This is a genomic window from Flexithrix dorotheae DSM 6795 (assembly GCF_000379765.1).
GTDB lineage: Bacteria > Bacteroidota > Bacteroidia > Cytophagales > Flammeovirgaceae > Flexithrix > Flexithrix dorotheae.
Genome location: NZ_KB903430.1, coordinates 150,403 through 165,385, shown reverse-complemented (window position 1 = coordinate 165,385; position 14,983 = coordinate 150,403). Strand labels below are relative to the sequence as shown.

Here is a 14,983-nt window from a genome sequence, read left to right as displayed (position 1 = left end):
AAATGAAAATGGAATTTAAAATTATGATATTAAAAACGTACCTGCTTTACTTTCTTGGCATTTTAATTTTATCCTCTTGTAGCAAGAACGGTAAAACTAAAAAGGAAGATAACCGGCCAAATATCATCTTAATCATGGCTGATGACCTTGGTTATGGAGAACTTTCCTGTTACGGGAGTTCTACACTGAATACCCCAAATCTTGATGCTTTGGCTGCCGGTGGTATGAAGTTCACCGATTTCCATTCAAATGGGCCGGTTTGTAGTCCTACCCGAGCTGCCTTAATGACCGGAATGTATCAACAACGAACAGGAGTTGAAGGGGTAATTACTGCAGCCAATCATAGGGAGGTGGGTTTAAGTTTAAATGAAACCACACTGGCCGAAGAATTATTAAAACTGGGATATGCCTGTGGGATGTATGGCAAATGGCATCTGGGATATGCTGAAAAATTCAATCCTACCTATCAGGGATTTGAAGATTTTGCCGGTTTTGTGAGTGGAAATGTGGACTATCATTCCCATATTGACCAGGAAGGCTATTTTGATTGGTGGATCAATAAAGCGTTAAAAGATGAAAAAGGTTATACTACCGACCTGATTACCCAGCACGGCATTGATTATATAAGAAAAAATAACCCTTCCAAGACAGGTAAACCATTCTTCCTATACCTTTCACAGGAAGCGCCACATTATCCTATTCAGGGTAGAAATGATAAACCTGTAAGGAAAGAAGGCAGTGGGAAATACATTAGAAAAGTTCCGAAAGACAGCACCCAAATTATCTATAAGGAGATGATAGAAACCATGGATGAGGGGGTAGGAGACGTGATGCAAGCACTTACGGATGAAGGACTTGTTGAAAATACAATTGTCATTTTTTGTTCAGATAATGGTGCAGCAGCGGGTCGGGGGGATAGTGGAGGACTTAGATCATTCAAGGCTTCGATTTATGAAGGAGGTCACCGTGTCCCTGCAATCATAAGTTATCAGGGTAAAATCAGATCAGGGCAAGTAAATCATGATCAGGTGATGTCCATGGATTTCCTTCCGACTTTGGTAGACTTTGCCGGTGGCACTCCTACCCATAAAAATATTGATGGTATTAGTATTAAGGACATGCTCCTGAATGAAACCATACTTCCCAAAAGAGACCTCTTTTGGAGTTTTAAAAACAGAAAAGCCATGCGTAGCGGGAAGTGGAAGTTGATAGTAATTCCCAGAGATGGAAAAGAAGTGCTTGAATTATATGATTTGGAAAATGACCTTGCTGAATCAGTTAACCTGGCAGATGAAGAACCCGAGTTGGTAAAGGAAATGCAGCAAAAACTAATTCAGTGGGAAAATGAAGTTCGCACGGGTGTAGAAACAGTTTCTAATTAGAAGATTAGTACATCCTGCATATTTTTGAAAATATTAAAATTAGGAAAATAGTAAAAAATGAAGCCATTACATTTAGCAATACTTTCAATAGTTTTTATATCTACATTTTTTTCATGTAAACAAGAAAATGATCAGCCCAATATAGTAGTCATCCTTTGTGATGATTTGGGTTATGGAGATTTATCTTCTTACGGTCATTCCATTATTCAAACGCCAAATCTTGACGGATTGGCTGCCAAAGGTATAAAGCTGACTAATTATTATTCCGCTGCTCCGGTATGTTCACCTTCTAGAGTGGGTTTGCTTACTGGCAGAAGTCCAAATAAAGCAGGTGTTTATGATTTTATTCCCGGACCAAAGAAAAGTGAGGATAACAGGGATTTGGTGCATTTGCAGGAACATGAATCCACCATTCCTGCCATGTTAAAAGAAGTGGGATATGCGACCTGTTTATCTGGTAAATGGCATTGTAATTCAAAGTTTAATAGTGATGCGCAGCCCAGACCGGACCACTTTGGTTTTGATCATTGGTTTGCCACTCATAATAATGCCGCTCCAAGCCATGAAAATCCCAAAAACTTTGTTCGTAATGGAGAAGATGTTGGAGAAATTGAAGGTTTCAGTTGCCAGATTGTAGTTGATGAGGCCATTCAATGGTTAACTGCTAAAAAGGGTGAAAAACCATTTTATCTCCAGGTTTGTTTTCACGAACCTCATGAACCGATTGCTTCTCCAAAAAATTTGGTAGACAAGTATCTTTCAGATTCGGAAAATGAAAATCAGGCGCAATATTTTGCCAATGTGGAAAATATGGACAAAGCTGTTGGGCGGCTGGTTGAATTTTTAGAACAAAACCATGGAGAGAATACCCTGATAGTTTTTAGCTCTGACAATGGTCCCGAAACTTTAAACCGATATTCAAGAGCAAAGCGGTCTTATGGATCTCCGGGAGCACTAAAGGGAATGAAACTGTGGACTACTGAGGCCGGGTTTAGAGTGCCTGGAATTGTATACTGGATGGGGAATGCAGCCTTTCAGGGGACTTCAGATGCAGTAGTTTCCGGGCTGGATTTTTTACCCACTTTTGCCGAATTATCGGGGGCTTCATTACCCCAAAGAACAATTGATGGGGAATCGTTTTCTCCTCTTATTAAAAAGGGAGAATTTGTACGAAGCAAACCCTTGATCTGGAGTTTTTACAATGCCCTCAACGATCATATGGTTGCTATGCGGGATGGTGACTGGAAAATGATGGCCATGTTGAAAAATGACACGACTTACCTGCCAAAAATTAATAATCTTTATGATGGAAATGAGGCTTTTGTAAAAGAGGCTGAACTTACTGATTTTGTACTTTTTAATATGAAAAATGATAAAAGTGAAACTGAGAATGTGGCTTCGAAATATCCTGAGGTGTTTGAGGAAGAGAAAAAACGTCTGAAGGAAGAATATGCGAAACTTCTGGCAGACAGCCATATTTGGAAAAGGAATTAAATAAAAGGCTAGATGCAACAGGCTATAACTGATTTACTTTTGAGGCTTACAAAATCTAATGATTAAGCTGGTATGCCAGCCTCATTTTGGGTACAAATTGGCCTGCTTCACAAATTTTAAACTGATGAAACAAACTATTTACTATTTAGTCATTTTCCAATTGTCTTTTTTCTGCTTTTCATGTAAAAATATTGAGGAGGGATTGGCTGATACTGATGAGAAAAAACCAAATGTAATTCTAATTCTGGTAGATGATCAGGGATATGGGGATATTGGGGCATTAGGGAATCCACATATTCAGACACCAAATATTGACCAGCTTCATTCGGTAAGTGCAAGGTTCACAGATTATCATGTAAGTCCAACCTGTGCGCCAACTCGTGCAGCCCTTTTAACAGGGCATCACAACAACAGGACGGGGGTATGGCATACCATAAGCGGGCGTTCCCTTATTTTGGAAAGGGAAACGACTATGGCACAGGTCTTTAAAGAAAATGGTTACCACACTGCTATTTTTGGAAAATGGCATTTGGGTGATAATTATCCATTCAGGCCACAGGATAAAGGTTTTGATGAAGTACTGATTCACGGTGGTGGGGGTATCGGTCAAACCATGGACTATTGGGATAATGACTACTTTGACGACACTTATGTACACAATGGGGTGCATCAAAAATTTGAAGGCTATTGTACAGATGTATGGTTTGAAAATGCCAAAAGGTTTATCGGAGAAAATAAAGACAAACCATTTTTTTGCTATTTAGCCACCAATGCCGCCCATTCTCCATACTGGGTGGAGGATAAGTATTCAGCTCCTTATAAGGAAAATGAAAATGTAAACCATGCACCATTTTATGGCATGATAGCCAACATCGATGAAAACATAGGAAAATTGGTGGATTATTTAAAATCGGTGGAACTGATGGACAACACCATCATTATTTTCACTACCGATAACGGGACTGCTCAGGGAGCAAAGATTGAGGGCCATCGTTTGGATGGATTTGTTGTGAAAGGATATAATGCAGGAATGCGTGGCATAAAAGCCAGTATGTATGAAGGTGGTCACAGAGTTCCACTTTTTATCCATTGGAAAAATGGTGGAATTACAGTAGGGAAGGATATCAATGAATTAACAGCTCATTTTGATGTATTTCCCACACTTGTGGATTTATGTAAACTGAAGGTAAGTGAGTCGATAAAATTTGATGGGAAGAGTTTGATTCCATTAATCAATGGAAACAATGTGGATTTTAAGGACAGAGTAATTATAACAAATTCCCAAAGAATTGAAGTCCCCGAACCCTGGAGAAGAACCTCCCTAATGCAGGGAAGCTGGCGGTTAATTAACGGAACCGAACTTTATAATTTGGTGTCTGATCCGGAACAACGCAGCAATGTGGCAGATCAAAATCCACAAAAACTGGCCACACTAAAAGCCGCTTATGACAAATGGTGGGCAGAAATTTCTCAGGGTTATAGCGACCAGCCCTTTATTATTATCGGGCACGAGGCTGAAAACCCGAGTACTTTATTTTGCCACGACTGGCACACTGATAAAGACAGCCCATGGTCACAAAGACATATCAGGGCCGGGTATATAGATAATGGTTACTGGTTAGTTAATGTGGCTGAAAGTGGGACTTATAATATTAAGCTTTACCGATGGCCAGAGGAATCAGGTTTGGCTTTAAATGCCCAGGCTCCTGCTCGCCCTGCTATTCCTGGCACAAGCGTAAACGAAAGCAAAAAAGGGAAAGCTTTTACTATAAATAAAGCCCGAATAGCTATTCAAGCTATGGAATTGTCCTCAGTAGTTAATCCAGATGAAAAGTTTGTAGAATTTATCATAGATCTGAAGAAAGGAGAGTCTAAGCTTCAAACCTGGTTCACACTCGATGATAATACTGAAATCGGGGCTTATTATGCAGTTATTGAAAAGTTATAAATATTAAGACTATGAAAATGATTATTGGATTGATTACCTTATTGGTATTTGTGGCCGGCCATTTAAAGTCTCAGGACTTAGCTTTAATTAAGCGGGATACTGAGCGGAAACAGCCCATTGAAATTCCCTATAAAATAATTGGCAAGGATACCCTTAATATGATCCTGAGGTATCCTTCTGATTATAAAAAATCGAAAAAATACCCAACAATCATTTTCTTTTTTGGTGGTGGTTGGAATGGGGGAACCATCAGCCAATTTGAACCACAGGCAAAATATTTTGCCTCAAGAGGTATGGTTACGGTTCTTGCAGATTACAGAGTGAAATCAAGGCATAAAACCACTCCATATGAAGCGGTGAATGATGCCAAATCCGCTATGAGATTTTTGCGGCAGCATGCCAAAGCATTAAATATTAACGCAAAAAAAATTGTGGCTTCAGGTGGATCAGCAGGTGGTCATTTGGCTGCTGCATGCGGCAACTGCCCGGGGCTGGATGAAGCTGATGAGGATTTAAAGATCAGTTCAAAACCAAATGCCCTGGTTTTATTCAATCCTGTTTTTGACAATGGACCTGAAGGTTTTCAAAATGAAAGAATGGGAGAGCGGTGGAAAGAAATTTCCCCTGCCCATAATATCCGAAAAGGTGCACCGCCTACCATTGTTTTTTTAGGTAAAAATGATAAGCTGATTCCTGTAGAAATTGCTGAAAATTATAAATCTAAAATGGAGGAAGTGGGGAGCAGGTGTGATTTACATCTTTATGATGGGCAAAAACATGGATTTTTCAATCAGAAAAAGGACAGTCATGAATATTACAACAAGACTGTTCGTGAAACTGATTTATTTTTGATTTCCTTAAAATACCTTAAAGGAGAACCTCAATTGTAACCATGATTCGAAATAGATTAATTTTTAAAACGGGACCAGGGTGTAAAATGGCACTGGGACTCAAAAATGATTTCAGAATAAGTAAAATAATTAAATTAAAAATATGAAAAGGAAAATATTGATGTCCTCCCTGGTGGCTTCACTGGGAGGATTGTTATTTGGTTTTGATACAGCGGTGATTTCCGGAGCCGAGCAGTCTATTAAAGTAGTTTTTGAATTGGATGGTTTCTGGCATGGCTTCACCAACTCCATTGCCCTGATCGGAACTATTATTGGTGCCCTGTTTTCCGGCATGCTGGGTGATAAATTCGGCCGAAGAGATACTTTAATTGTGCTGGCTGTTTTTTATGCTGTCTCCGCATTGGGCAGTGGACTGGCTGAATCCTGGTTTGGTTTTCTGTTTTATCGCTTTTTAGGTGGTTTGGGTGTAGGTGCTTCCTCAGTTTTAGGTCCCATGTACATCTCGGAAATTGCCCCTGCCAAACTCAGAGGAAGGCTGGTGGCCATGTTTCAGTTTAATATCGTTTTCGGTATTCTGGTCGCCTTTTTCTCCAATTACCTCATCAATAGCCTGGTGGCCAATGAAGCCTGGAGATGGATGCTTGCGGTGGAATTTGTCCCTGCGGTTTTATTCTTCCTTTTTCTGTTTTTAATCCCAAGGAGCCCAAGGTGGCTGGTCAAAAAGAACAGACATGAAGAAGCCAGACAGGTTTTGTCCGGTTTAAACNCTGCCACAGAGGCTGAGCAAATCTTTGGAGCCATTACCAACAGTTTGTTACAGGAAAAAGAAGGNNAAAAGGAAAAACTGTTTGTCAGGAAGTTTTCCTTCCCCATTATGCTGGCTTTTCTNTTGGCTACCTTCAANCAGTTTTCGGGCATCAATGCCATTATGTATTATGCCCCAAGAATTTTCGAAATGACTGGTTTGGCCAAAGACACGGCTTTACTTCAGGTGGTCATCATTGGTTTGACCAATATGGTTTTCACCATCATCGCCATGTTTGTAATTGATAAATTCGGCAGAAAATCCCTGATGAAAATTGGTTCTATAGGTATGATTGTCTGTCTGGGACTTACTGCAGTTACTTTCTATCAGGAAAACTTTTCCGGATATGGGGTATTAATTTACCTGGTTGGGTTTATTGCCTTTTTTGCCTTTTCCCAAGGGGCTGTCATCTGGGTGTTTTTGGCAGAAATTTTCCCCAATTCTGTGCGGGCAAAGGGGCAGGCACTGGGCAGTCTGACTCACTGGGTTTGGGCAGCACTGCTCACCTGGACTTTCCCCATGGTAGCCGAACTAAAGCAGGGAGGATTTTATGCCTTTACATTTTTTGCCATTGCCATGGTCTTTCAACTCCTGTTTGTACTGAAGGTAATGCCGGAAACCAAAGGTAAATCTCTGGAAGAACTGGAAAAAGAATTGTTGAAGGGGAATAAGGTTGCGAATTAGAATAAGGCTTTGAGAGGAAGTCAATCCCTTAGAATTAAAGCTGATGAATGGTCTCAAAAAATGCATCACTTGGGAATCATTTTCATGTGAATGGCATAAACATAGAATTATATGCCAAGGGAATGGTAATTACCCCGGATGGTGCTGCCGGGGTAAATTATTGGACTGAAGACCATCGGGATTATTCCTGAAGAATTATATCACAAACCTCCGCCTAACTTAATTGTGTGGCAAAAAGGTGAAGCCAGTACTAAACCATTTGTAGCGATTATTGATAGATTTAATGAGGCCGAAAAACAAAACAACCTGCAGTAGGGAAGAATAACCAGAAAAATGAGGTGAAAAAAAATTATTTAATCAATTCACTTGGGGCATACCCAAATTGTTTTTTAAATCGCCTGCTAAAATATAGGGGGTCATTGAAGCCTACTGCATTGGCAACTTCAGAAACATTGTAGTTTTTAGTTTTTAAAAGAGATGCCGATTTTTTCAACCTTATCGTCCTTATAAATTCATTTGGAGACATATCCGTAAGCTCGGTAATTTTCCTGTATAACTTTGATGAACTGAGGGCTAATTTGGTGCATAGAAATGCAGGTGTGAGTTCAGAATTCTCAAGGTTTTCTTCTATTATTTCCTTTATTTTTGAAATCAGGTCAATGTCTATTTGGGAATGAGCCAGACTGATTACATCACTTTCTGTCTCCTCTGAAAACCGTTGTTTGAGGTCAAAACGAATTTTAATAATGTTATCTATCCTTGATTTTAATAGTGAAGGATCAAATGGTTTTACCAAATACCCGTCTACTCCTACCTTATATCCTTTAATTCTATTTTCATTCTCCCCTAAAGCCGTGAGTAAAACTATGGCTGTGTGACTGATTTTTTCATCATTTTTTAGGGCTTTTACAAATTCAAACCCATCCATTACGGGCATCATTACATCCACCACACAAAGAACAGGTTTTATTTTACGGCAAATCTCCAGACCTTCTTTCCCATTTTCTGCTCCATAAACCTTATAATGTCCGGAAAGGAATTCAATTAGATAATTTCGGAGTTCTAAATTGTCATCTATGATTAACACGGATGATTTTACATCAGTATTAGTTTTAGGGGCGATAAAAGTACCCGGAGGGCTAAGTGGTTTGGCAGGGTCCAGGCACTCTTCTTCCTGCTTTTCCGCAATAAAACTCGATATCTCACTGGTCTCAAATGCATTTTTAGAAACGGGTAATTCTACAGTAAATATACTTCCTGAATTAATTGAGCTTTTTACTGATATATTGCCTTTATGAATCTCTACCAAAGATTTTACAAGGGATAATCCTATGCCTGTGCCTGTTGTATTGTCCTTGCTATTTGTGGCCTGATAAAACCTGGAGAATATTTTTTCCTGGCTTTCTACAGGAATACCAATCCCATCATCACTCACCTCAATTAAAAGTGATTTAGAATCACTTTCTTTTACACCGATAAACAAATCAACATGGCCGTGTGGGTTGGTGAATTTTAATGCATTAGACAATAAATTATATAAAATTTTATTGTATTTATCTACGTCTATCCAACATATAATAGACTTATCTTCTACATTAAAGTTAAAATTAATATTTTTTGATTGTGCTAATTCTATAAAGGAATAAAAAATATCATTGGTATATGGTAATATATCTACTTCTGTTACTTTCAATTTGATCTCCCCTGTTTCTGCCCTTCTAAAATCAAGGATCTGATTGACTAACCTTAATAATCTATTAGTGCTATGGCTGATAAGATTGGCTTTGCTTCTGATATAATCATTGCTGTTTTCATGTTCTGAAATCTGTTTAACAGGCCCCAGAATTAAGGATAAGGGTGTTCTTAGTTCATGCGAAATATTGGTAAAAAATCGTAGCTTTTCATTGTTGAGTTTTTCATCCCGCTCCCTTTTAACTTTTTCAGTTAATAACTCTTGTTTTAGTTGAACACGAAATTTAATTTGCTTTCGGGTAAAATATGCAATGAGGCTCAATACAAACAGGATTATGGCTATACCCTGGTAACTTGCCCAAAAAGGAGGTAATATTTTGATGCTGTAGGAGGAGACCTCACTCCATTTGCCATCGCTATTACTTGAGCGAATTTTAAATTTATAGTTGCCGGAAGGCAGGTTCGTATACTGAACTGTCCTTGAGTTACTACTGGTTTCTATCCAGTCCTGATCAAATCCTTCAAGCATATACTCAAATTTATTTAATCGCTGATTGGTAAATGAAACATTTGAAAATTGAATAGAAAAGTTCCTGTTGGTATATTCAAGCGTAACCTTTCCTGCATAATTTAAAGACTGTTGGAGGGGTGTTTGCCCATTTAATTTTTCCCCTGGCAAAACCAATTTATTGTTGACTTTGAAAGCAGTAATTATGGGTTTGGGCGACCACTCATTTTCCTTAATGTTCAAAGGAGAAAAATAGATTACGCCATTTTTCCCTCCTAAATAAATTTTTGATTGATTGAAATTATAAAAGCCACTGGAGCTAAATACATCCAGTTTATTGCCACTGTTGACATTGTACATATTTGACTGATTATTTTCAATATGATATCTGGCAATCTTATTATTATTCATGTTGAGCCACAAATAACCACTGGCATCTTCCACAATACCTGTCACCCATTTACCCATCAATTCTTTAGGCTCTGATTTTTGTTTAAAAGCCTTGATTTGCGGATCATATACCCCCAGACCTTTTCTGGTGGCAGCCCAAATCAGTCCACGGGAATCAATAATTAAATCACTTACATTATCGTGTGGAAGGCCCTCATTTGACTGATTATTTGCTTTAAATTCGGTGGTTTCCCTTCTGGCTAAATTATATTTTACCACCCCGCTTTCCGTGGCAAACCATAAGTTTTTTTCTGAATCAACAGCTACTTTATTTATCTCAAAATTTGGTATAATATGGAGGGAGGGGTTTAGAGTTTGCTTTTCCAACAGAATGGCTCCATTACCAAAGGAGCACACCACTAAATTGTCTTCGTATTCTATAAAATTGAAAATGGGTGAATTTAAACCAATATCAAATATCTTAGATTTTTTTTGGATATTATCATATACCAGTATTTTCCCATTCCATAGTCCACAAAAAAAGGTGATCCCATCATAAGAGTAAATACTGGCTATATCATGCTTTTCATTGAATAGAGGGACAAATTCCTCATTGGTCGAAATAAAAAGGCCATTATGCCTTGTGGCCACTACTATTTCCTCCAAATTAGTCTTTGAAAAACCCCTGATTCTCGGTGCCTGGTTATTGATATACTTCGATATATCCTTATTAATTTTAAATTGATTTTCGTATGGATCATACCTGTCCAGGCCATCTTCGGTGCCAATCCACAGCACACCTGAAGGATCAAAATACAAAGCAGAAACCAGATTGTCTACCAGTGATTTGTCTTCTGAAAGTACCGAAAAATGCCATTGGAAATTCCCTTGATGGATGTCTTCCAGGGCATCACAAACCAATAAACCTCCTAGTGTGCCCACCCAGTATTTACCATCCGGTGCTTGAGCCACACATAAAAAATATGGGCCTAATTTGTCCCTCACTTCATCATCTGCAATGTATAAATTGACAAATGTATTGAGCTTTTTTTCGAATTTGTAAAGTCCTTCCCTTGTGCCTGCAAATATATCCCCCTTTTCATCCTCATATATAAAATTTAAATAGGGGTTCACCGCTGTAGTGCCAGGAATCTTCAAGGTGAAATATTCGATATCTGAAATAATACCTGTACTGCCAAGCCTGATTTTGGCAATCCCCGCAGTATTATAAGCCCCGACCCAAATATTACCTTTTGTGTCTTCAAAAATTTCTTTCACATAAAGAAATCCATCCAGTGGAACTTTTGTAAAAGTATTTTTTTTAGGTTCAAATAAATATAATCCGGAATCTTTTGTGCCCACCCAAACCCGCTTAAATTTATCTAAATATACCGCACGAATTTCTTCGTCAGGTAAGCTGTTGGGGTCATTTTCATCGGATAAATAGGTCGTGAAAACATGGGTGTCAAGTTGCAAATGAGACAACCCTTTTCTCGTTCCAATCCATAAGCTATTTGTTGCGCTATCTAATTTTAAAACAGTAATATCATCATTATGTAATGTATTGTTTCCTTCATCGAAGCTCAGGTAGTTTTGGAATTGAAATCCATCAAAACGGTTTAAACCATAAAATGTCCCTAGCCAAATAAAACCTTGGTTATCCTGCACAATATGCCGAATGGAATTATGAGAAAGTCCATCTTTATCATTATAATGTTCAAATTTTATTTGCTGGGCTTCAGCTGATAAAATTGACAAAATAAATAAAAAGATTAGGACTAAAACTTGTTTCATTTGTATGCTGCTTTACCCACCAAAGTTTTTCAACTAAAACCAATTATTTTCTATTTCCTACCAAACTTCGAAAGTAATAAAAAAGTAATTCAAAGTTTTTATTCGTAATTCAGAAAGTACTTTTTAACAGATGAATGCATGGAAACGCTATTTACCATAAGTGCCATTAAAATAATGACACTGCACTGCTCTTTAATTACAATTTTGACTTCATCAATGTTCTTTATTTAGGTAAGTATTTTCAGTTTTGAGGTTGAACAAATTCTATATTGGTTAGCTTAACCACCACTGCGTTTGGCCAGATTTTGTTGTTATAAACCCTTTGAGCTCTACTTATTGAAATTTCTAAGCTGGCATCATGTTGTTTTAAATGAGAAGTTGGAGTGTTTTCCGGCCAATATTCCACCACCAGATCATTCTGTCCCAAAACAGATATTTCGGTCTTTTCTGTGGCCCTTATTTCTTTAAGCAAAAAATTCCTTCTGAAACCTTTAAACCAATTTTCCTGATTTGTTATAAAAACATAAACTGTGTTTTCTTCTTTGGCTTTCGTAAACCATAAATCGCCTTCTTTTATCCTGGAAGGCACTGTTCTCACGCTTTTGATCCCTTCATTGTTCACAAACATCCAGAGGGCTATTTCGCGCAGACGCTCTTCCTGCTCGATGGGAATCTCCCCGTTAGGTTTGGGACCAACGTTCATCAGGAAATTACCGCCCTTGGCTCTAATTTCTATCAGTTTGTTTATCAGATCCTTACCGTCTTTGTATTCCTCGTTGGTTGGCTTGTAGGCCCATTGGGTGCCCATAGTCATGCAGGTTTCCCATGGCCCTGGCATTGGTCCGTCAGGTATTTTTTGCTCGGGTGTTTCCATTTCCCCTCGGGTGACTACAATATCCGGATATTTAGAATGGACATACTGGACCAGGTTTTTATTTGAAAAAGAATCAAAAAAAGTGATGTCTATCTTGCCATAATTGGTAAACAATTCGTCAAGTTGTTTTTTAGAATATTCAAATAATTCTTCATTTTCGGTAACCTGAGTCATCGGTCCTTTTCTTGAAATCAAATGGCCCTGTTGATTTATAAAACTAAAATCTTCCGGAGAAAAGTAAAAACCTACTTTTAAATCATACTTCCGTAACGAATTGACCAGCATCCCGGTAATGTCCTTTCCATAAGGAGTATTCATAATATTAAAATCCGTAGTTTTGGTATCCCACATACAAAACCCATTGTGATGTTTGGTTGTAAACACTACATACTCTGCTCCTGTTAATTTAAATAACCTGGCCCACTCGTCCGGATCAAACTTATCAGGGTAAAAGGTTTTGGGAAGCTCGTTCATGTAGCGTTGCACATAATCTTCTGAAGCTCCAACCATAGAGTGACTGATTACACTTCCCAACTGGGAATCCATACTCCAATGGATAAATATTCCGAAACCCATATCCATAAAATCCTCCTCTAATTCGGGTATGTTTTTTAGCTGACTAAAGGCAGAAATACTTAATAAACTTAATAGAACCGAAAGAAGGTATTTTTTACAATTGATCATGGTTTTATTTTTATGATATCTAACTAAATTTTATTGCTAACCTATTTCAATGAATGGATGTGTAGATACTTTATGGCACTTATTTAAATTCCCCTTCAATTAATGGCAAGGAATCAAAATCTCTGTTAAATTTCCGGCCATTCTCTTCTGTCATTACCCACTGATTTTTTTCTGCTTTTACATCGTACTTCAGCAACGGACCACCAGGAAACTTAAATTCATTATTTAGTTTCTCAGGATCGGGGTTCTCTTTTAAAACTTTAGCAAAAATGACTGAAGGATCAATACCCTCAAATACTGCTATTAATCCAAAGTTTTCAAAGGAATATACCACTATGGCTACATCGTTGGCACCAGAATATGAAGACCAGTTTCTTTCCCGGGCCACTGCCTGTAAATGCTGAGGAACAAAAACAGGACCCGCTGCGCAGCCAAAATTTTGATAAACTCCAGTATTGTTCCATTGCATAAAATCATTGCCCGGACCTGAAAGGTGAATTACTTCTGACAAATGTTCGGTACTATCATTAAGAAAAAGGCAGATAGGTCTGGCAACAATCTGAGATCTTTTTCCCCTGTTCACACCTCCGGCACTTATCAGGAAATTCTTTCCTGCACTGCTGATTTCCGGTGAAGCTTTTGGCCCATGGCCCTGGCGTACAAAATAGCCTTCTTGCTTATCAAATAGCATCTCAACAAATCGGTCTGCCGGACGATAAGGCATACATGCGCCCATCAGAGCATGGATACCGGCCACTCCAACATTTTTATCATAATTTTTAATGTTTGAATAGCTTAGCCAGGATTTTATAAAAGCTGAGTGATAATCTGTGGTGAGTTCCCGGATACTGGCTTTTTCATACCTTCTACGCATCGGTGGAAAATGTTTCAAATTGAGGCTGCTCAAGGCATAGCTCCAGTTAATATAATCGAGCACATCCCTGGCTGCCTGGCTCACCTTTTGGGAAGCGAAAGCTTCTAAGTTGAGTAAGGCAGTAATTGTGTATCCCAAATATGGAATGGAATTAAATTCGTATAAGCCATTGGTTTTCATTTCATCCAATAGATATAAAAGTTTTTCCTCCATACCATTTTGCACATTGTCATAGTAGCTTTCAGAATTTCCGTGCAATCTTAGCCACCTGTTCTTTAGGAACCTCGAGCCTTCTGTCATCAACATATGATTTTCGGTTTCCATAACAAGTCCAACAGTTTTGGGAACTGTGTAGCTGAATTTACCACCATCTTCAGACAAGAGTACATTTAATAAATGTTTTTGGGTTTCGGGATAAATAATTTCAGGACTATCTCCAAATTTCCAAAGTATGGTAGTAAATATTGTAAGTGGGAAATCATAATCACCCTTGGGATTCATAAACCAAGATGAGCCACAATTTCCCCAAACAGTCATTTTTTGTAAAATATCATTTACTTCAGGAATATTTTTCCTTAGCATTAATCTGGCTAAAAGAATCCTGGTGGTATTCCCCTTTTTAAATAGCATCTCCTCTGTTATAGGCATTGCCGCAATAGTGTGGTAAATACTGTCGGCAAATGTCGATTCCGTATTCCAGTGATATGTTCTTTTGTGGGGTACAGGTATATTCCCTGGTTTCATTTCAACGTCACGATAATTGATCGGGCCAAAAACCTGTGATTTAAGCTGATGGTTATTGAATACGATCAATAACATCAATAATCCAAATGGGATAATTACAAAGTACCTTATTATATTCTTAACCCTCATAAGCAATTTTTTTGCACCACCTGCTTCTATTCAATGGAATGTAATGAAAGCTTAAATTCATCCTTTCAAATTTCTATCTTTAGGCAGCCTCATCCTATTGGCAATAAACAAATAATATGAAGTCATTTTT

Annotated in this window: 9 protein-coding genes; 6 read left to right on the top strand and 3 right to left on the bottom strand. The window is 38.2% G+C overall.

What is annotated here, in order from left to right; genetic code table 11:
* Window positions 1-23 precede the first annotated feature (23 nt).
* From A3EM_RS0100685 to A3EM_RS47395, 6 genes are all read left to right on the top strand, one after another.
* Window positions 24-1,382: a sulfatase gene (locus A3EM_RS0100685; protein ID WP_157637692.1), complete on the top strand. Its 1,359-nt coding sequence runs from the start codon at window positions 24-26 to the stop codon at window positions 1,380-1,382.
* Between the two features lie 57 nt (window positions 1,383-1,439).
* Complete coding sequence (locus A3EM_RS0100680; protein ID WP_020526228.1) at window positions 1,440-2,876, top strand: sulfatase family protein; 1,437 nt, start codon at window positions 1,440-1,442, stop codon at window positions 2,874-2,876.
* A gap of 124 nt (window positions 2,877-3,000) precedes the next feature.
* Complete coding sequence (locus tag A3EM_RS0100675; protein WP_044237163.1) at window positions 3,001-4,824, top strand: arylsulfatase; 1,824 nt, start codon at window positions 3,001-3,003, stop codon at window positions 4,822-4,824.
* Between the two features lie 11 nt (window positions 4,825-4,835).
* On the top strand, window positions 4,836-5,714 hold the full coding sequence (locus A3EM_RS0100670; protein WP_020526226.1) for an alpha/beta hydrolase: 879 nt from the start codon (window positions 4,836-4,838) through the stop codon (window positions 5,712-5,714).
* Between the two features lie 103 nt (window positions 5,715-5,817).
* Window positions 5,818-7,164: a sugar porter family MFS transporter gene (locus A3EM_RS0100665; RefSeq protein ID WP_020526225.1), complete on the top strand. Its 1,347-nt coding sequence runs from the start codon at window positions 5,818-5,820 to the stop codon at window positions 7,162-7,164.
* Between the two features lie 47 nt (window positions 7,165-7,211).
* Complete coding sequence (locus A3EM_RS47395) at window positions 7,212-7,355, top strand: hypothetical protein (protein ID WP_020526224.1); 144 nt, start codon at window positions 7,212-7,214, stop codon at window positions 7,353-7,355.
* A 158-nt stretch (window positions 7,356-7,513) separates the two neighbouring features.
* On the opposite strand, the gene A3EM_RS0100650 is transcribed toward A3EM_RS47395, so the two are convergent.
* The 3 genes from A3EM_RS0100650 to A3EM_RS0100640 all read right to left on the bottom strand — a co-directional run bounded on the left by A3EM_RS0100650 (window position 7,514) and on the right by A3EM_RS0100640 (window position 14,853).
* Complete coding sequence (locus tag A3EM_RS0100650; RefSeq protein ID WP_026210018.1) at window positions 7,514-11,548, bottom strand: hybrid sensor histidine kinase/response regulator transcription factor; 4,035 nt, start codon at window positions 11,546-11,548, stop codon at window positions 7,514-7,516.
* A 241-nt stretch (window positions 11,549-11,789) separates the two neighbouring features.
* A complete protein-coding gene (locus A3EM_RS0100645) occupies window positions 11,790-13,106 on the bottom strand; it encodes an alpha-L-fucosidase (protein WP_020526221.1) in 1,317 nt (438 codons plus the stop codon).
* A gap of 79 nt (window positions 13,107-13,185) precedes the next feature.
* Window positions 13,186-14,853 (bottom strand): hypothetical protein, encoded by a 1,668-nt coding sequence (locus A3EM_RS0100640; RefSeq protein ID WP_157637691.1) that lies wholly within the window; start codon window positions 14,851-14,853, stop codon window positions 13,186-13,188.
* Window positions 14,854-14,983 lie beyond the last annotated feature (130 nt).